The organism is Hansschlegelia plantiphila (assembly GCF_027922265.1).
Classification (GTDB): domain Bacteria; phylum Pseudomonadota; class Alphaproteobacteria; order Rhizobiales; family Methylopilaceae; genus Methylopila; species Methylopila plantiphila.
The window spans coordinates 12,920-30,154 of record NZ_BSFI01000008.1 but is presented as its reverse complement, the minus strand read 5'-3'; the positions used below and the strand labels follow the sequence as shown (position 1 = coordinate 30,154).

The 17,235-nt window shown below is 68.3% G+C and carries 14 protein-coding genes; 6 read left to right on the top strand and 8 right to left on the bottom strand.

Annotated elements, in window-relative coordinates; translation table 11 throughout:
• Positions 1-48: 48 nt before the first annotated feature.
• The 3 genes from PKE75_RS09920 to PKE75_RS09910 form a co-directional block, all read right to left on the bottom strand.
• Positions 49-810 (bottom strand): ABC transporter permease, encoded by a 762-nt coding sequence (locus tag PKE75_RS09920; RefSeq protein ID WP_271168574.1) that lies wholly within the window; start codon positions 808-810, stop codon positions 49-51.
• A complete protein-coding gene (locus PKE75_RS09915; protein WP_271168573.1) occupies positions 807-1,733 on the bottom strand; it encodes an ABC transporter ATP-binding protein in 927 nt (308 codons plus the stop codon). The genes PKE75_RS09920 and PKE75_RS09915 overlap by 4 nt, the downstream gene beginning before the upstream one ends.
• A 229-nt stretch (positions 1,734-1,962) precedes the next feature.
• Positions 1,963-2,094 (bottom strand): hypothetical protein, encoded by a 132-nt coding sequence (locus PKE75_RS09910; RefSeq protein ID WP_271168572.1) that lies wholly within the window; start codon positions 2,092-2,094, stop codon positions 1,963-1,965.
• 355 nt (positions 2,095-2,449) lie between these two features.
• On the opposite strand from PKE75_RS09910, the gene PKE75_RS09905 reads away from it, so the two are divergent.
• The gene (locus PKE75_RS09905; RefSeq protein WP_271168571.1) at positions 2,450-2,692 is read left to right on the top strand and encodes a hypothetical protein; all 243 of its coding nucleotides are present in this window, start codon (positions 2,450-2,452) and stop codon (positions 2,690-2,692) included.
• 3 nt (positions 2,693-2,695) lie between these two features.
• Here PKE75_RS09905 and PKE75_RS09900 read toward each other — a convergent pair whose 3' ends face one another.
• The 4 genes from PKE75_RS09900 to PKE75_RS09885 all read right to left on the bottom strand — a co-directional run bounded on the left by PKE75_RS09900 (position 2,696) and on the right by PKE75_RS09885 (position 8,696).
• Positions 2,696-4,111, bottom strand: coding sequence for an FGGY family carbohydrate kinase (locus PKE75_RS09900; RefSeq protein WP_271168570.1), 1,416 nt, complete (start codon positions 4,109-4,111; stop codon positions 2,696-2,698).
• Positions 4,105-5,370, bottom strand: a complete 1,266-nt coding sequence (locus tag PKE75_RS09895; protein ID WP_271168569.1) for an NAD(P)/FAD-dependent oxidoreductase — start codon at positions 5,368-5,370, stop codon at positions 4,105-4,107. The genes PKE75_RS09900 and PKE75_RS09895 overlap by 7 nt, the downstream gene beginning before the upstream one ends.
• On the bottom strand, positions 5,367-6,746 hold the full coding sequence (locus tag PKE75_RS09890; RefSeq protein ID WP_271168568.1) for an NAD(P)/FAD-dependent oxidoreductase: 1,380 nt from the start codon (positions 6,744-6,746) through the stop codon (positions 5,367-5,369). The genes PKE75_RS09895 and PKE75_RS09890 overlap by 4 nt, the downstream gene beginning before the upstream one ends.
• Positions 6,747-7,103: 357 nt before the next feature.
• The gene (locus PKE75_RS09885) at positions 7,104-8,696 is read right to left on the bottom strand and encodes an amino acid permease (RefSeq protein ID WP_271168567.1); all 1,593 of its coding nucleotides are present in this window, start codon (positions 8,694-8,696) and stop codon (positions 7,104-7,106) included.
• Between the two features lie 195 nt (positions 8,697-8,891).
• On the opposite strand from PKE75_RS09885, the gene PKE75_RS09880 reads away from it, so the two are divergent.
• Entirely contained in the window at positions 8,892-9,665 is a 774-nt protein-coding gene (locus tag PKE75_RS09880) for a DeoR/GlpR family DNA-binding transcription regulator (RefSeq protein WP_271168566.1), read from the top strand.
• A 215-nt stretch (positions 9,666-9,880) separates the two neighbouring features.
• Here PKE75_RS09880 and PKE75_RS09875 read toward each other — a convergent pair whose 3' ends face one another.
• Positions 9,881-11,350 (bottom strand): helicase HerA domain-containing protein, encoded by a 1,470-nt coding sequence (locus tag PKE75_RS09875; protein ID WP_271168565.1) that lies wholly within the window; start codon positions 11,348-11,350, stop codon positions 9,881-9,883.
• A gap of 209 nt (positions 11,351-11,559) precedes the next feature.
• On the opposite strand from PKE75_RS09875, the gene PKE75_RS09870 reads away from it, so the two are divergent.
• The 4 genes from PKE75_RS09870 to oxc all read left to right on the top strand — a co-directional run bounded on the left by PKE75_RS09870 (position 11,560) and on the right by oxc (position 17,180).
• The gene (locus tag PKE75_RS09870) at positions 11,560-11,949 is read left to right on the top strand and encodes a DUF930 domain-containing protein (RefSeq protein WP_271168564.1); all 390 of its coding nucleotides are present in this window, start codon (positions 11,560-11,562) and stop codon (positions 11,947-11,949) included.
• A gap of 154 nt (positions 11,950-12,103) precedes the next feature.
• Positions 12,104-13,522, top strand: coding sequence for an amidase (locus PKE75_RS09865; protein ID WP_271168563.1), 1,419 nt, complete (start codon positions 12,104-12,106; stop codon positions 13,520-13,522).
• A gap of 218 nt (positions 13,523-13,740) precedes the next feature.
• Complete coding sequence (gene oxlT / locus PKE75_RS09860) at positions 13,741-15,033, top strand: oxalate/formate MFS antiporter (protein ID WP_271168562.1); 1,293 nt, start codon at positions 13,741-13,743, stop codon at positions 15,031-15,033.
• Positions 15,034-15,410: 377 nt separating this feature from the next.
• Positions 15,411-17,180, top strand: coding sequence for an oxalyl-CoA decarboxylase (gene oxc, locus PKE75_RS09855; protein WP_271168561.1), 1,770 nt, complete (start codon positions 15,411-15,413; stop codon positions 17,178-17,180).
• Positions 17,181-17,235 lie beyond the last annotated feature (55 nt).

Sequence of the window (17,235 nt, the reverse complement as noted above, 5' to 3'; positions counted from 1 at the left end):
TGGATACCCGCGAAGACGCGGGCATGACGGTGTCTTTGCGCCGATCGCTCAGGCCTTCAGCCGGTACCCCGACTTGAAGATGTAGCGCACCCCCGTCAGGCAGAGCGCGAGGAAGAACAGCGTCATCCCGAGGCTCACCACGACGCCGACGTCGGACTTTCCGAAGAAGCTCCAGCGGAATCCCGAGACGAGATAGACCACGGGGTTGAACAGCGACACGCCGCGCCAGAACGGCGGCAGCATGTCGATCGAGTAGAACGCGCCGCCGAGGAAGGTGAGCGGCGTCACGATCAGCAGCGGCACCAGCTGCAGCTTCTCGAAGCCGTCGGCCCAGATGCCGATGATGAAGCCGAACAGGCTGAACGTCATCGCGGTGAGGATCAGGAACGACACCATCCAGATCGGGTGGTGGATCTCGATCGGCACGAACAGCGAGGCGGTCGCCAGCATGATCAGCCCGATCAGGATCGACTTGGTGGCGGCCGCGCCGACATAGGCGATCACGATCTCGACGAACGACACCGGCGCCGAGAGCAGCTCGTAGATCGTGCCGGAGAAGCGCGGGAAGTAGATCCCGAACGAGGCGTTGGAGATGGACTGGGTCAGCAGCGTCAGCATGATCAGCCCGGGCACGATGTAGGCGCCGTAGGCGACGCCGTCGATCTGCTGGATGCGCGAGCCGATGGCCGCGCCGAACACCACGAAATAGAGCGAGGTCGAGATCACCGGCGAGATGATGCTCTGCATCACGGTGCGCCAGGCGCGCGCCATCTCGAACAGGTAGATCGCCTGGACTGCGCGCCAGTTCATGGCCGGTCGCTCACGAGGCCGACGAATATCTCCTCGAGCGAGCTCTGCTTCGTCTGCAGGTCCCGGAAATGGATGCCGGCGGCGGCGAGATCGGTCAGGAGGCCGGTGATGCCGGTGCGGTCGCCTTGGGTGTCGTAGGTGTAGACAAGCTCGCTGCCGTCTTTCGCAAGCGCGAGGTCGTGGCCCGCGAGCTGCGGCGGCACGGCGGTCAGCGGCTCCTGAAGGTTCAGCGTCAGCTGCTTGCGGCCGAGCTTGGTCATCAGGTCCGTCTTGTTCTCGGTGAGGATCAGCTCGCCCTTGCTGATCACCCCTATGCGGTCGGCCATCTCCTCGGCCTCCTCGATGTAGTGCGTGGTCAGGATGATGGTGACGCCGGTCTCGCGCAGCCCGCGCACCAGCGCCCACATGTCCCGCCTGAGCTCGACGTCGACGCCGGCCGTCGGCTCGTCGAGGAACAGCACGCGCGGCTCGTGCGCCAGCGCTTTTGCGATCAGCACGCGGCGCTTCATGCCGCCCGAAAGCGTGCGGATGGTCGCGTCTTTCTTGTCCCAGAGCGAAAGGTCGCGCAGCACCTTCTCGACGACGGCGGGGTTTTTCGGCTTGCCGAACAGGCCGCGGCTGAAGGTGACCGTCGACCACACGGATTCGAAATGGTCGGTGGTCAGCTCCTGCGGAACGAGGCCGATCAGGGAGCGCGCCGCGCGATAGTCCCGGACGATGTCGTGGCCGTCGACCAGCGCCTCGCCCTCGCTCGGCGTGACGATGCCGCAGAGGATGCTGATCAGCGTGGTCTTGCCGGCGCCGTTGGGCCCGAGGAGCGCGAAGATCTCGCCGCGGTCGATCGTGAGGTCGATCGCCTTCAGCGCGTGATGGCCGGTGGCGTAGGTTTTCGAGAGCTTGGAGATCGATATGATTGGCGGCATGGCCGCGAGATAGACTTAACCCGCCGCTTCGTCCATGGCGGCCGCCTGCGGAACGCCGCTTGCACCGGCGCATCCTGCGGGGCTGGAGGCGGCGCGCTCGCGCCGATCCTGTGGGTGGCGCGAGCCGAGGGACGTCAGCGCCTGGCGCGTCCTCAATCTCGCGCCCTGGTCGTGCGGCGAGACGATCGCGGCTCGCCCGCCTGCGGCTTACGCCGTGAGCTGCGCCTGCTCAGGCCTTCTTCTTGCCCGGCGTCTGTGGCGTGGTCGCGCCCTTGAGGAAGCTTGCGGGGGCCGGGGCGGCCTCCTTCACCTTCTTCGGCTTCTTGGCTTCCTTGTTGCCGCGCTTCTGGGCCTTGGCCATCACGTCTCTCCAGCAGCTAGCCGCATGCGCGGCGCATCAGGGTCCGCGGCCTCGATGAGGCCAGGGTCGGCTTCAGGCGGACGTCGTCATCAGCGACGGCGATGCAGGCGATAATCAATATCGCCGACTATTCTTGGAAGAGCCGGCGCGTCGGCGCGCAAATGCAAATGTCTATTGCGGTGCGCAACGTTTTGTGAGCGCAGGATCAGATTATCCGCTCTCCCGTCGACTTGGCGAATATGCGACTCGCGGAATCCGAAAACAAGCGAGAAGTCGGTTTTCTTTCGACGCGGCTGATTTATAAGCCGCAAGGAGCCGGCTTGGTACGGGCTCGTCCCGCTTGAGCGAGGGTTCCGTGGCCAGCGACGTCGTCCACCTCGTCCTCACCTACAGCCTCGACAAGCGCGGCAAGCTGCGGGCCGAGGCGCCGCTGAAGTTCGGCACCGCGCGCGAGGCCGAGGCCCGCGCCCAGCGCGCCGAGGCGCGCTTCGCAGGCGTGGTCGCGCTCAGCCAGGCCTATGACGTCGACACCGAGCAGGCCGAAGAGACCAGGATTCTGTTCCGCGCCGGCCGGCTGCCGCCCGAATTCGACGACTGAGCCTCAGCCGCGCCAGTTGCGGCACCGCGAAACGGCGTCGGCGAAACGCGCGCGACGCACTTCGACCCCCTCGGCGCGCGGCGTGAAGCGGCGGGACTTCGCGCCGGCCGGGGGCTCCAGTTCGATCCCGAAGGCGAGCGCGGCGAGCGCCGCCGCGCCGAAGGCGGTGCGTTCGTCGAAGTCCGACACCACGACCTCGCGCGACAGGCTGTCGGCGAGGAACTGCGCGAAATAGCGGCTGCGCGCCAGGCCGCCGTCGATCGATATCTCCGGCCCGATCGGCGCCCGCTTTGCAATCGCCGCGACCACCTCGGCCGCGCGCAGCGCGACGCCTTCGAGCAGCGCCTTGCGCATGTCCTGCTTGGTCGTCGCGCCCGACATGCCGAGGAACAGCGAGGCGGCCGAGCGGTCCCAATAGGGGCAGGCGAGGCCCGACAGCGCGGGCACGAAGACGAGCCCCTGATCGATCGCAGCCTCGCCCTCGAACGCGTCGAGCTCGGACAGATCGTCGACCAGCCCGATGCGGCCGGCCCATTCGATCGCGGAGCCCGCGTCGTAGACCCCGCCGTCGACGGCGTAGAGGCGCCCCTCGGCCGTCGCCCAGGCGACCGTCGGCAGCAGGCCCATCTCCGGCGCGCGCACGATGTCGCCGCCGGTGACCGCGAGCGCGAAGGCCCCGGTGCCGAAGGTGATCTTGGCGTCGCCGGGCTTTCGGCAGCCATGCCCGTAGAGCGCGGCTTGCTGGTCGACCATCGCGGCGACGATCGGCAGACCCTCATACGAGCCGAACCCGCCGACGGTCGTGCGGATCTCGGGCAGGCATTCGACGGGCACGCCGAACATTGCGCAAAGGTCCGTGTCCCATTGCGCGGTCACGAGGTTCATCAGCGAGGTGCGCGACGCCGTGGTGACGTCGGTCGCGAACACGCCGGCGAGGCGGTCGAGAAAGAATGCGTCGGTCGTGCCGAGCCGCAGCCGCCCGGCGGCGTGGGCCGCCTGCGCTTCAGGGCTCGAGGTCAGGATCGAGCCGAGCTTGGCCGCGGAGAAATAGGGATCGAGCGGCAGGCCGGCGCGCTCGAGCGCCAGCGCCGCGCCGGCGTCGCCAAGCGTCGCCAGCGTCTCCGCTGTGCGGTTGTCCTGCCACACGATGACGGGCGACAGGGCCGCTCCCGTCTCGGCGTCCCAGGCGAGGCAGCTCTCGCCCTGGTTCGCGATCGCGATCGCGTCGACCGGTCCCGCCGCCGCGAGGCACGCCCTGATGTTGGCGAGCAGCTCCTCGGGATCGTGCTCCACCAGTCCGGGCGCGGGGTGCGTCTGACGGTGGCGGATGCTGTAGGCGATCTCGGCCGTTCCGGCGTCCGTGTCGGCGACGAGCACGCGCGTCGATGTGGTCCCCTGGTCGATCGCGGCGATCAGCATCCGGTCACTCTACTCAACGGTTCGACGCCGACAACGACCGGACCGGGCCCGGCTGCGAGACCCGCGGCCGGAAACAGCACGCGCCGCTCCGGCTGCGCAGACAGCGCCACGGATGCGAGCGCCGCGCCGTTCCGGCGCGCGACCAGCCGGCCCTTTGCGGCGGCGCTTACGCGGAGCTGAAGACGGTCGAGGCCCCCGCCGCCGGGCGCGAGCCGCTGGGGAACGATATAGCGCACGCCGCGGCCCGGCTCGATCGCCGTCGCGCCGTCCGCCGAGGGCAGACGGCCTTTCAGATCGTCCGCGACGAAGCCCGCTACGCGCCGGCCTTCGTCCCACGACCAGCCCGCGGTCTCGACCGGCCGCAAGAGGTTGCCTGCGGCGAAGACTCTCGGGTCGCTGGTGCGGCCGAACTGGTCGATCGACGGCCCCCGCGTGCCGGGATCGACGACCAGGCCGATCCTGCGCGCAAGGCTCGATTCCGGAATGAAGCGCCCGGTGAACAGCACGCCATCGCAGGCTATGTCTTCGACAGAGCCGTCGGCCGTTCGGATCGAAACGCGCTCGACGCGGGGCTTTCCCCTGATGTCGACGATATGGGCGCCGTAGCGGACGGGCACGCCGAGCAGCCGCGGCAGCGCCATGAAGGGGCGGCGGACCGTCGGTCCCGCGTTCTCCTCGATCATGGCGACGGGCTTCGCGCCGACCGACCGGCAGGTCAGCAGGCTCGACAGCGCGACGAGCTCGGTGCCGACGATCACCGGCCGGCGGAACGGCGCGAGATGCTGGAGATAGGCGTAGGCCTGCAGCGCGCCGGTGTTCAGCACGCCGATCGGGCGGTCGCCCGAGGCGAGACGCTGGGCCCGCGTCCGCTCCCGCACGCCTGTCGCGAGCACGATGCGCCTCGCCTCGATCCGGAAGAGTCCGCCGTCGTCGGTGAGCGTGGCGACGAGGCTTTCGCCGCGCTCGATCCCGACGACCGTCGCGCCGAGCTTCAGGGTCACGCCGGCTTCGAGCGCCCGCGCCGCGAGGCGGCGGGCGTAGGCCGGCCCGGTCAGCACGCGGGAGAATTCGCGCATGCCGAAGGGCGGGTGGCCGCAATGGCGCGGCACGCCGCCGGCCTCCGTCTCGCGCTCGACGACGACCACGGAGCCTACGCCGAGGCGTTTCAGCGCGGTCGCGGCCGAAAGGCCCGCGGGGCCGGCGCCGACGATCAGGACATCGACGACCCCGTCGTCGCGCGGCGCAGGCGTCGCGGTCACGCAGCCTCGTCGGCGGCGAGCGGCGCCGCGAAGCGGCCGGCGGTCATCTCGGCCAGCCGGGCGTTGCAGTTGAAGCCCTGGCAGCGCCCCATGCCGGCGCGGGTGCGGCGCTTGAGGCCGCCGAAATCGCCGGGGGGCAGCGGCCCTTCGAGCGCCTGCGCGATCTCGCGCTGCGTAACCAGCTCGCAGTGGCAGACGATGTCGCCATGGCCGGGCCGAGCCCAGTCGCGCAGGCGATGCTCGGCGAGGTTCGCGACCGTCGGCCAGACCGGGTCGGCGATCGGCTGATGACGGCGGCCCATCTCGCCATAGAGCCCGAAGACATGGGCGGCGATGCCGAGCGAGGCGGTGAGCCCCGTCGAGCGGATGCCGCCGACCGTGATCCAGTTCCGTTCGGGCAGCGTCCGGATGCGGTAGCCCTTCTCCTCGCTCGCGGGCCGAAGGCCGGCATAGACCGCGGTGACGTCGACGTCGGCCAGCGCCGGGACCATCGCGATCGCCCTGTCGAGCAACGCGACGAGGGCGTCCTCCTCGACGGTCGCGCGCTCGCGGTCCTCCTGCTCCTCGGCCGTCGGGCCGACCAGAACATTGCCGAAGGCCGTGCGGCACAACACGACGCCCTTGGTGCGCTCGTTCGGGACCGGCAGCACGATGGTCCGGATCAGCTCGGCCGCGGCCTTGTCGAACACCGCGAACTGGCCCTTGCGGGGCCGGATCTCGAAGGACGCCTCGCCGAGCAGCGTCCGTTCGATCCGGTCGCCGTAGAGCCCCGCGCAGTTGACGATCGTGCGGGCGTGGAACTCGCCCTTCGCGGTGCGCAGCGTCCAGCCGTCGCCGTCGAAGGCGCCGCCCAGGACTTCGGCGTCGAACACGATCTCGGCGCCGTGGGCCTTGGCCTGGAGGAGGTAGGCGAGGAACGGCGACCATGGGTCGATGACGTGCTCGCCCGGAACGAGCAGCGCCTCGAGCGCGCCGTGAGACAGATTGGGCTCGCGCTCGCGTATTTCCGATGCGGTCAGGCGGCGGACGTCGCCCACTCCGTTCGTCCGCGCACGGTCCTCGATCCCGTCGAGCGCCGCGCGCTCGGCGTCGGACCACGCCACCACCATCGCCCCGGTCTTGAGCAGCGGCAGGTTCATGCGGTCCCGGATTTCGAGATATTCGGCGTAGCCGGCCTGCATGCAGGCGAGTTCGACGCTGCCGGCCGGCGCGTCGAAGCCGGTGTGCAGGATCGCGCTGTTCGCCTTGCTCGCGCCGGAAAGCAGGTCGGCGCCCTTCTCCAGCAGGAGCACGCGGGCGCCTTCGAGGGCGAAGCGGCGGGCCATGGCGCAGCCCACGGCGCCGGCGCCGATGATCGCGACGTCCGAGGCTGGCATGGTTCGACTCAATGTCGCCTCTGTCTCGCAAATTTCGCCGGAACGGCCCGTGGATCATCCGAAAATCAACCGGAGATCATCAGGAATTGCCTTGGCCGTTAACCCGAATTAACGCGCCCGGCCGGGCCGGAATTGATTCCGTGAGCACGTTAATCTGACGGGCGGAATTAACGTCTCGAGCGGTTTGGATGACGGCCGAATTAACTCGTGAGCTGTTCGGCTGACGGAAAATTAACTCCCGAACGCCATCGGCGGACCCAAGTCGGCTCCGCTTTTCCAATCTAAAGACTTATCTCGCAGAAACGCCCGTTCGGTCAACATAAAAGACCGAACGGGCGTTTTGCGTGGCGTGCTGCGTCAGCCGGCGCCGCCGAGCGAGGCTTCCGCCGCGGCGATTTCAGCCTGGCGCTTGGCGATGGCGGCGCCGATCGGAGGACCGGCGAAGCGGCGACGCTCGAGGCCGAACCAGAGCAGCACCAGCAGGACGACCAACCCGATCGCGTAGTTGATCAGGATGTCGAACGGCGGCTGGATGCCGGCGTACATCAGGACCAGCGTGCCGAGCAGCACGAGAACGCCCATCGGCTTGGAGAAGACGCCGAGGCGGAACGGGCCGAAGGTCGTCCAGGTCTTGCCCTCCGCCAGAAGTCCGGCGGCGATCGGCATGGCGTAGGAGATGTAGAGGAACAGCGCGCAGCCGGCGGCGAGCGCCGCGAAGGCCGGCGAGTAGAGCGTCGCCGCGACCGAGAGCACGGCGGCGAGCCAGATCGCCGGAACCGGCGTCCGCCATTTCGGGCTGACCTGCTTCCACATGCTGGAGCCGGGCAGGCCGCCGTCACGCGCGAAGGCGTAGACCATGCGCGACGTCGAGGTGAGGCCGGCGAGCGCGCAGATGAAGTTCGCCACCACGATCGCGATCGCGATGATGTCCTTCAGGAAGGTCGGGGCCGGCAGGTTGTTGAACAGGTTGAACCAGGCGTTGGCGCCGTCCTTGGCGGTCGCGGCCAGATCGGGGCTCGCGAGCACGAAGGAGACCGCCATCACGAAGCCGAACACCAGCGACCAGAACACTGAATGGATCATGCCGCGCGGCACGGCGCGGCGGGCGTCGGCGGTCTCTTCCGAGGTGTGCGCCGAGGCGTCGAACCCGGTGATCGTGTAGAGCGGATACAGCAGGCCGACGAGGAACGCGATCAGCGCCGTCCGGGCCTCCGGCACATAGCCGCCGCCGGGCTCGCCGGTGTTGTTGACGAAGGTGGTCAGCCGCGAGAAGTCCCAGGTCGCGCCCCAGATCAGGAACATCGCCGTCAGCACGACGGCGACGACCAGGATCAGGTAGCCGGAGAAGTCGGTGAGCAGCGTGGTCAGCTTGATGCCGAAGTGGTTGACCAGAGCCTGGGCGAGCACGATCAGGCTGACCGCGACCACCTGCACGTAGTAGGCGTGGGTGTTGTTGGCGTCGACCTGATCGGCCGTCATGCCTGCGGGCAGCGGATCGGTCGCGAGCACCGTCCACGCCGTCACGTCGATGTGGAACACGCCGGCGAGCACGAGGTCGCGGAACAGCAGCCAGACGCCGACGTCGACCGACGCCACCACGAAGATCAGGCCGAGCAGATTGATCCACGCCGTGGCCCAGCCCCAGCCGCGGCCGCCGAGGATCGAGGACCAGTGGTAGAGCGCGCCGGCGGTCGGATAGGCCGAGGCGATCTGTCCGAGGCAGGACGCGACCAGCAGGGCGAACAGGCCGCCGACGATCCAGCCGATGGTCGCCTCGAAGCCCGAGCCGGTCGCCATCGCGAGCGGGAAGGACGTGATGCCGCCTGCGAGAATGCAGATGATCGAGAATGAGATGGCGAAGTTCGAAAACCCGCCCATGCGCCGCGACAGCTCCTGCGCATACCCCATGGAGTGGAGGGTCCTGGTATCCTCGTCGTGGTGTTCAGCCATGGCAAACCCCTGTTGAGCCCTGCGAAAGGGCGTCCCGTCCCGAATTTCCGCCGTCCTGTCCGCGCTCACCAAGACGTCAGCGACTTTGCAGAGCGCCGCTGTTTCGCAAGCCCGAATTTCACGTATCCTCCGCCTTGCGCCCCCGATCGGTCAAGCGGGATGACTGTTCGGTAATTGGGCGCTGAGTGGTGAAAAATGCGGCCGGACGAAAGACGGGAACGGATCGTCGCGCTCACGCATGAGCGTGAGCGGGTGACGGTCGAACTGCTGGCCGACGCGCTCCGGACGTCGCGCGAGACGATCCGGCGCGATCTCACGGAGCTCGACCGGCGTGGGCGCCTGCGCAAGGTCCACGGCGGCGCGACGCTGCCGGATCCCGCGCTCTACGAGCCGGGCCGGGAAAGTCCGTTCCAGATGCGGCTCGCGGAGAACGCCGCGGCCAAGCGGGCGATCGCACGGTGCGCCGCGCAGCTGTTCCAGCCCGGCGAGACGCTGTTCGTCGACACCGGCACGACGACGCAGTTCTTCGCAGAGGAGCTTGCGCGCGCGAGCGGGCTGACGGTCGTGACCAATTCCGCGGTCATCGCGGCGCTCGCGGCGCGCGGGAGCGACAACACGATCTTCCAGGTCGGCGGCGCCTATCGCAGCGACGCCGCCGAGAACGTAGGCCCGCTCGCGGTCGAGCAGATCGAGCGGTTTCACGCCGATCACGCCGTCCTCACCATCGGCGCGGTGGGGACGGTCGGCTTCCTCGACTACGACCTGGAGGAGGCGATCGTCGCCCGCGCGATGATCGCGCAGGCGCGATCGGTCACGGTGCTCGCCGACGCCTCGAAATTCGGCCCCGGCGGTCTGTTCAAGATCGCCCCGCTCGACGCCGTCGCGCGCCTCGTCACCGACAAGGCCCCGGACGGCCCGCTCGCCGACGCGATGAGAGAGTCGGGCCCGGAGATCGTCATCGCGGAATGACCGGCGCCGGGGCGGATGACCGAACGGTCAAGCCGAGCGACGCCCGCGCCCGTCTTTGATCGAACGCCGCATTGCTTTTGAAGGCGTAAAACTTGGCCGGCCAGTTAATTCAACCGTCCGCAGGAGTTAATCGAAGATCATCGCGAATTGATTTCCGGGTAATTTTCCGGACGATTCAGGGCGGAAAACGCCCTCCGGAGTTAATTCTCCGGCGATCAGTTCACCGGCGCCATATCGACCGGCCCGGGCGCGGTCTGCCAGCCGACGTCGGGCAGCATGACGATGCGGTTGCCGCGCAGGTCGGACGCGCAGGCGATGAAGCCGCGCTCCTCCATATAGGTCAGCAACCGGCGCGCCCGGCCGGTCGAGCGAGTGCCGTAGGCCTTGGCGATCTCGCCGTCCGACGGGCAGGGCGCCTTGCTCAGCGCCGCCTTCGCGATCAGCAGGAACACGCCGCGGACATCCTCCGGCAACGAGGCGGCGACCAGCGTCGCCTGGTCCCAGTCGGCCGAGGCGAAGCCGACCTCGCCGAGATCGGCCTTGGCGATCGCGAACTCCTTGCGGAAGCGCGGCAGGTCGATCGGTTCGCCAGGCACGCGGGCGATCCGGCAGCGGACCAGGAAGTCCTGGTAGAGCAGCGAGATCGGCTGAAAGCCTGCGTCGGGCTCGGCCATCATCTCGGTCATGATCCCGGCGATCGCGGCGTCCCGGTCGGCGTCGGCGAACAGGTCGATCCGGGCGGGGACCGCGGGTTCGGGGCGGGCCTGGGCGAGCTGCGCCAACACGTCGGTGACCGAGGCGGCGGGCGCCGGCGCGCGGGCTTGCGTCTCCTCCGGCCCGCGGCGGAAGATCAGGCCGGCGGCGTCGTCTCCGTGGGTCTCGGGGAGCGGGGTCAGCTTGGGGCTGCCGCCACGCCCTTCGGTCTGCACCGGCCCGATTCGCACGGTCTCGGGCTTGCGGCCGATCGCGGGGCCGAGCGAGACGAAATGCCCGCGGTCGAGGTTGCGAAAGGTCTCCGCCTGTCGGCGCTCCATCCCCAGGAGGTCCGCGGCCCGCGCCATATCGATGTCGAGGAAGGTGCGGCCCATCAGGAAGTTGCTCGCCTCCGCCGCGACGTTCTTCGCGAGCTTCGCCAGGCGCTGGGTCGCGATCACCCCGGCGAGCCCGCGCTTGCGGCCGCGGCACATCAGGTTGGTCATCGCGGCGAGCGACTGGCGGCGCGCCTCTTCGTCGGCGTCGCTGGCGGCGGCGGGCGCGAACAGCTGCGCCTCGTCGACCACGACCAGCATCGGGTACCAGAAGTCGCGCTCGGCCTCGAACAGGCCGTTGAGGAACAGCGCGGCGGCGCGCATCTGGCGGTCGACCTCGAGGCCTTCGAGGTTGAAGACCACCGACACCCGGTGCCGCCGCACGCGGTCGGCGATGGTCGCGAGGTCGCGCTCGCAGCTCGCCGCGTCCACCACGACATGGCCGAACTGGTCGGCGAGCGTGACGAAGTCGCCCTCGGGGTCGATCACGCATTGCTGGACCCAGGGGGCGCTCTGCTCCAGCAGGCGGCGCAGCAGATGGGATTTGCCGGAGCCGGAATTGCCCTGCACCAGCAGCCGGGTCGCCAGCAGCTCCTCGAGATCGACGACGCCGCGCTGGCCGTTCGCCTTGGCGCCGAGCTCAATGCTGATCGTCATGCCGTCCCGTTACCCGCAAACCCACGGCCGGAAGCCCGCGCCCGCGGACCGTGTCTCATCCCGCCGCCACAGTCCAAACCGTCGGCGGCTTTTCCCCAGGGAAGCGAGGCGCCGCGGCGATGCGCCATAGGCCGGCGCGTGACGGGAAGACGAATCAAGCCCCGGATGCTAGCCGCTTCGGTGCGTTTTTGCGGACTGGAGCCTCGAATATGCGATCCATCCTTCCCGCGGCCGTCGCGCTGGCCCTCGCTTCAACTCCCGCCGCCGCGTTCGACGACCGCGTCGAGGCGAGCCTCCGCAAGCTCGAGCCGGAGACGCGGTTCCATCAGATCTGCGACATCGAAACGATGCGACGCATCCAGGCCGACGACGGCCCGCTCCATCCCGACCGCATGGTGATGGACGCCCGGAGCGACGCAGCGCTCGACGGCGACGTGCTTTCGGGCTCCGGGGGAGCCATCCGCAGCGCAGGCAAATGGTATCGCCTGACGTTCCGATGCCGCGCTTCGGCGGACCGCATGACGGTGCTGGCGCTCACTTACCGTATCGGGGAGGCGATTCCGGAGCGCGAATGGGAGCGCTACGGCCTCTGGCGCTGACGCGGACACGCTGGCGCCCGATCGCGCGCTAACTCCATGGGATATGGCGGCCGGGGAAAGCCGATCGCCATGCGGAGAGTCTCCCGCCGGCAGATCGGCGCATTCTGTGCATTCGAAAATGCGCATTCCCAGCGAAGCAACGGATTATCGCGCAATGACGCTGACGACCTGGACCGCAGGGGTCTCCCACCCCCTCGACCTCAAGGCCACGGAGATCGCGGCGGGGATAAAGGCAGGCCGCTTCTCGGCGGTCGAGGTGATGGAGGAGTCGCTCCGCCGCGCGCGCCGCGTCGCCGCCGACTTGAACGCCTTCGCCATGATCCGCGACGACGCGGCGATGGAGGGCGCCGCCCGTGCGGACCGGATGGTGCAGGACGGCGAGCCGACCGGCTTCCTGCACGGCGTTCCGTTCGCGGCGAAGGACCTGACGCCGACTGAAGGCGACCTCACCACGCTCGGCTCATGGAGCTCCGGCGATTTCGCGCCGCAGGAGACGGCGCTCGTGGTGCGCCGGCTCCAGGCCGCCGGCGCGATCCTGATGGGCAAGACCACCACGCCGGAGTTCGCCCATTCGAGCTTCACCTGGAGCCCGCGCTTCGGGCCGACCCGCAATCCGAACGACCGGGCGCGCACGTCCGGCGGGTCGTCGGGCGGTTCGGCGGTGGCGGTCGCGACCGGCGTCGCGCCGTTTGCGGAGGGAAGCGACATGGGGGGCTCTGTGCGCATTCCCGCATCGTTCTGCGGGATCGTCGGCCTGAAGCCGAGCTTCGGGCGGATCCCGATGACGATCCTGCCCAGCGTGTTCGACAACATCTCGCATTTCGGCCCGCTCGCGCGGACCGTCGAAGACGCTGTGGCCTTCATGCAGGCGACTTCGGGCCCGAGCGACGAGGACATCTCCTCGCTGCCGCTGACCTTCGAACCCGAGCGGACGCTGGACGCGAGCCTCGCGGGCAAGCGTTTCGCGCTGTCGGTCGACCTCGGCTATTACGCCGTTCAGCCGCAGGTGGAAGCGGCGCTCCGCCGCGCGGTCGACGCGATGCGCGCCGCCGGCGCCGTCGTCGAGGAGATCGAGCTGCCGTGGACGCGCGCGGTGACCGACCAGTGGTTCGAGGTGTGGTGCGTGTTCATGTCGGCCTTCTTCGGCGACCGGCTGGACGAGTTCCGCGATCGGATGGACCCGTTGATGGTCACCATGATCGAACGCGGCTTCGCGATGGGGGCGACCCCCTACAAGCGCGTCGAGCTGCTGCGCACATCGATATGGCGCGACATGGCGAAGGTGTTTCAGACCTATGACGGCCTGCTCTGCCCGACCTGCGCGGTCACCGCGCCGCTCGCGGAACAGACCGACGCCGACTTTTTCGACGACGACGAGCAGGGGCGCTTCCGCGGTCTCGACATGACCTGCGCGTTCAACTTCACGCCGCAATGCCCCGCGATTTCCGTTCCGATCGGCCGCGCGGCGGACGGCATGCCGGTCGGGCTGCAGATCGTCGGACGGCGTTTCCAGGACGAGGCCGTGCTCGGCTTCGCGCGCGGCGTCGAAGCGCTCGATCTCGACGGCGCATGACGGAGATTGCGGCTGCGCAAGGATCTCCCTCACGTGACGGACCGAGGCCGATCGCCGCCATCACTTTGCCAATGTTGAGAAATTCCAAATGGATGCGGCGCGGGAACGCCCAGTCTACTGATTTGGCATGCCAAATACTGGTATCTTGCATGCCAATTTCATTGGTGCGTTAATCCCCGGCAATGGCCCCTAAGGGTCGCAAAAAAAAGAGATCAGGGATGGAACGTCAGGACGCACCATCGGTGAAATGGGTGCAGCTCGCCTTCGGCGTGCTCTGCATGGCCATGATCGCCAATCTTCAATATGGCTGGACCCTCTTCGTCGACCCGATCGACGCCAAGTATCACTGGGGCCGGGCGGCCATCCAGTTCGCCTTCACCGTGTTCGTCGCCACCGAGACCTGGCTCGTCCCGATCGAGGCCTGGTTCGTGGATCGCTACGGCCCGCGGGTCGTCGTGTTCGTCGGGGGCGTGCTGATCGCCTCCGCCTGGACCATCGACGCCTATGCGAGCTCGCTTCCGCTGCTCTACCTCGCGGCTGTGGTCGGCGGCGTGGGCGCGGGCTGCGTTTATGGCACCTGCGTCGGCAACGCGCTGAAGTGGTTTCCCGACAAGCGCGGCCTTGCGGCCGGCGTCACTGCGGCGGGCTTCGGCGCGGGCGCGGCCCTCACCGTCGTGCCGATCGCGAAGATGATCGCCGCCGGCGGCTACGAAAGCGCGTTTCTGACCTTCGGCCTGATCCAGGGCGGGGTGGTCATGGCGGTGTCGTTCTTCCTGCGGAAGCCCTCGGTCGCCATTCCGGTCAAGCGCAAGAGCGTGCGGCTGCCGCAGAGCAAGGTGGATCGCGCGCCGAGCGAGGCGATCCGCACGCCGGTGTTCTGGGTGATGTACGCGATGTTCGTGATGGTCGCCTCGGGCGGCCTGATGGCGGCGGCGCAGATCGCCCCGATCGCCCACGACTTCAAGGTCGCAGACGTTCCCGTCAGCATGTTCGGCCTGCAGATGGCGGCGCTCACCCTCGCGATCTCGCTCGACCGGATCTTTGACGGCTTCGGGCGTCCGTTGTTCGGCTATATCTCGGACAATATCGGGCGTGAGAACACCATGTTCATGGCGTTCAGCATCGCGGCGCTCGCCGTGGTCACGCTGCTCTCCTACGGCCACAACCCGGTGATCTTCGTCTTCGCCACCGCCTGCTACTTCGCGGTGTTCGGAGAGATCTACAGCCTGTTCCCCGCGACCTGCGGCGACACCTTCGGGTCGAAGTTCGCGACCACCAACGCCGGGCTGCTCTACACTGCGAAGGGGACCGCCGCCTTCCTGGTGCCGATCGCAAGCATCATCTCGGCGGCCTATGGCTGGACGGCGGTGTTCGCGATCGTGATCGGGCTGAACGCGACGGCTGCGCTGCTCGCTTTGTTCGTGCTGAAGCCGCTGCGTCTCAGCTACCTGATGGCGAGCGTGGCGCCGGCCCCGGCTCCGCTCCCAACGGAAAACGCCCGCCTCGTCTGAGGCTTACGCCGTCCGCCGGCGCGTCCCGCTTGTGGACGCGCCGGCGGACGCATCTGTTCCGACAATCCGCTGCCGACGGCGCGAGGCGGCTCGTCCACAGCGCAGTCTTCAGTCCGGGCGATCAAATAGTCGTCCCCGGCAGAGATAGTGTTTGACGCGTGGCATCTGGCATGCCAGTCTTTTTGTCACGTAGTACGGGACCAAAGACCTGCCTGAGTCGATCGAGTTCTGTTCGGTCGGGACGTCCCAGTGCGGCTTTAGCCCCGATACTTTGAAAATCTAAGTTAAGGCGACCTGACGTTCAGGAAAATTTAATAGCAGGCGCGAAGCAAGACCGGTGAACCGGCAGCTGCGCCAGAGGGATCGAGGAGACGACCATGAGCGTGACGGCGTTAGCTCAAATCATCGATGTGAACACCACCGACGTCCAGTCGTCGGTCGCGGGCGAGCCGCGCGAGCTGACCGACGGTTTCCACCTCGTCATCGACGCGCTGAAGCTGAACGGCATCGAGACGATCTATGGCGTGCCGGGCATTCCGATCACGGACCTCGGCCGGATGTGTCAGGCCGAGGGCATCCGCGTCGTCTCGTTCCGCCACGAGCAGAACGCCGGCAACGCCGCCGCGATCGCGGGCTTCCTCACCAAGAAGCCGGGCATCTGCCTGACGGTCTCCGCGCCGGGCTTCCTCAACGGCCTGACCGCGCTCGCCAACGCCACCACGAACTGCTTCCCCATGATCCTGATCTCGGGCTCTTCGGAGCGCGAGATCGTCGACCTGCAGCAGGGCGACTACGAGGAGATGGACCAGCTCGCCATCGCCAAGCCGCTTTGCAAGGCGGCGTTCCGCGTGCTGCACGCCGCCGACATCGGCATCGGCGTGGCGCGGGCGATCCGCGCGGCGGTTTCGGGCCGCCCGGGCGGCGTCTATCTCGACCTGCCGGCGAAGCTGTTCTCGCAGATCATGGACGCGGAGGCGGGCGCCGCCTCGCTCGTCAAGGTGATCGACGCAGCTCCGGCCCAGTTGCCCGCGCCGTCGGCGATCAAGCGCGCGCTCGATCTGCTGAAGACCGCCAAGCGTCCGCTGATCGTGCTCGGCAAGGGCGCCGCCTACGCGCAGGCCGACGACTCGATCCGCCAGCTGATCGAGAAGAGCGGCATTCCCTACGTGCCGATGAGCATGGCCAAGGGCATCCTGCCGGACACCCATCCGCTCTCGGCGGGCGCCGCGCGCTCCACGGCGCTCAAGGACTCCGACGTCGTGGTGCTGATCGGCGCCCGGCTCAACTGGCTGCTCAGCCACGGCAAGGGCAAGACCTGGGGCGCGCCCGGCTCGAAGAAGTTCATCCAGATCGACATCGAGCCGCGTGAGATGGACTCGAACGTCGAGATCGTCGCTCCGATCGTGGGCGACATCGGCTCCTGCGTCGAGGCGCTGCTCGCCGGCTTCGACGGCCAGTGGCCGATCCCGCCGGCCGAATGGACCGAGACCCTGAAGACCCGCAGGGATGCCAACGTCGCCAAGATGGCGCCGCGGCTGATGAAGAACACCGCTCCGATGGACTTCCACAGCGCGCTCGGCGCCCTGCGCACGGTGATCAAGGAGCGCCCCGACGCGATCCTGGTGAACGAGGGGGCCAACACGCTCGATCTCGCCCGCGGGATCATCGACATGTACAAGCCGCGCAAGCGGTTGGACGTCGGCACCTGGGGCGTGATGGGCATCGGCATGGGCTTCGCCGTCGGCGCGGCCATCGAGACCGGCAAGCCCGTGCTCGCGGTCGAGGGCGACAGCGCCTTCGGCTTCTCGGGCATGGAGGTCGAAACGATCTGCCGGTACAACCTTCCCGTCACGATCGTCATCTTCAACAACAACGGCATCTATCGCGGCACCGACGTCGATCCGACGGGGCGCGACCCCGGCACGACCGTCTTCGTGCCTGATTCCCGCTATGACAAGATGATCGAGGCCTTCGGCGGCGTCGGTTATCACGTGACGACCCCGGACGAGCTGAAGCGCGCGGTGGACCAGGCGATGGACTCCGGCAAGCCCTCGCTCATCAATGCGGTGATTGATCCGGCCGCCGGCAGCGAGAGCGGCAACATCGGCAGCCTCAACCCGCAGAGCGTCGTCGTCCGCAAGAAGTGATGCGGTCGGCTTCGGCCGATCGTCCAGCGAGATGCGGAGTGAGCTGAGTCCTCCC

What these genes read in the sequence shown, in the direction of transcription:
- PKE75_RS09920 (WP_271168574.1), bottom strand. Translation starts at nt 810, where the DNA reads ATGAACTGGCGCGCAGTCCAGGCGATCTACCTGTTCGAGATGGCGCGC.
- PKE75_RS09915 (WP_271168573.1), bottom strand. Translation starts at nt 1,733, where the DNA reads ATGCCGCCAATCATATCGATCTCCAAGCTCTCGAAAACCTACGCCACC.
- PKE75_RS09910 (WP_271168572.1), bottom strand. Translation starts at nt 2,094, where the DNA reads ATGGCCAAGGCCCAGAAGCGCGGCAACAAGGAAGCCAAGAAGCCGAAG.
- PKE75_RS09900 (WP_271168570.1), bottom strand. Translation starts at nt 4,111, where the DNA reads ATGCTGATCGCCGCGATCGACCAGGGGACCACATCGACGCGCGTGCTC.
- PKE75_RS09890 (WP_271168568.1), bottom strand. Translation starts at nt 6,746, where the DNA reads ATGCCAGCCTCGGACGTCGCGATCATCGGCGCCGGCGCCGTGGGCTGC.
- PKE75_RS09885 (WP_271168567.1), bottom strand. Translation starts at nt 8,696, where the DNA reads ATGGCTGAACACCACGACGAGGATACCAGGACCCTCCACTCCATGGGG.
- PKE75_RS09880 (WP_271168566.1), top strand. Translation starts at nt 8,892, where the DNA reads ATGCGGCCGGACGAAAGACGGGAACGGATCGTCGCGCTCACGCATGAG.
- PKE75_RS09875 (WP_271168565.1), bottom strand. Translation starts at nt 11,350, where the DNA reads ATGACGATCAGCATTGAGCTCGGCGCCAAGGCGAACGGCCAGCGCGGC.
- PKE75_RS09870 (WP_271168564.1), top strand. Translation starts at nt 11,560, where the DNA reads ATGCGATCCATCCTTCCCGCGGCCGTCGCGCTGGCCCTCGCTTCAACT.
- PKE75_RS09865 (WP_271168563.1), top strand. Translation starts at nt 12,104, where the DNA reads ATGACGCTGACGACCTGGACCGCAGGGGTCTCCCACCCCCTCGACCTC.
- oxlT (WP_271168562.1), top strand. Translation starts at nt 13,741, where the DNA reads ATGGAACGTCAGGACGCACCATCGGTGAAATGGGTGCAGCTCGCCTTC.
- oxc (WP_271168561.1), top strand. Translation starts at nt 15,411, where the DNA reads ATGAGCGTGACGGCGTTAGCTCAAATCATCGATGTGAACACCACCGAC.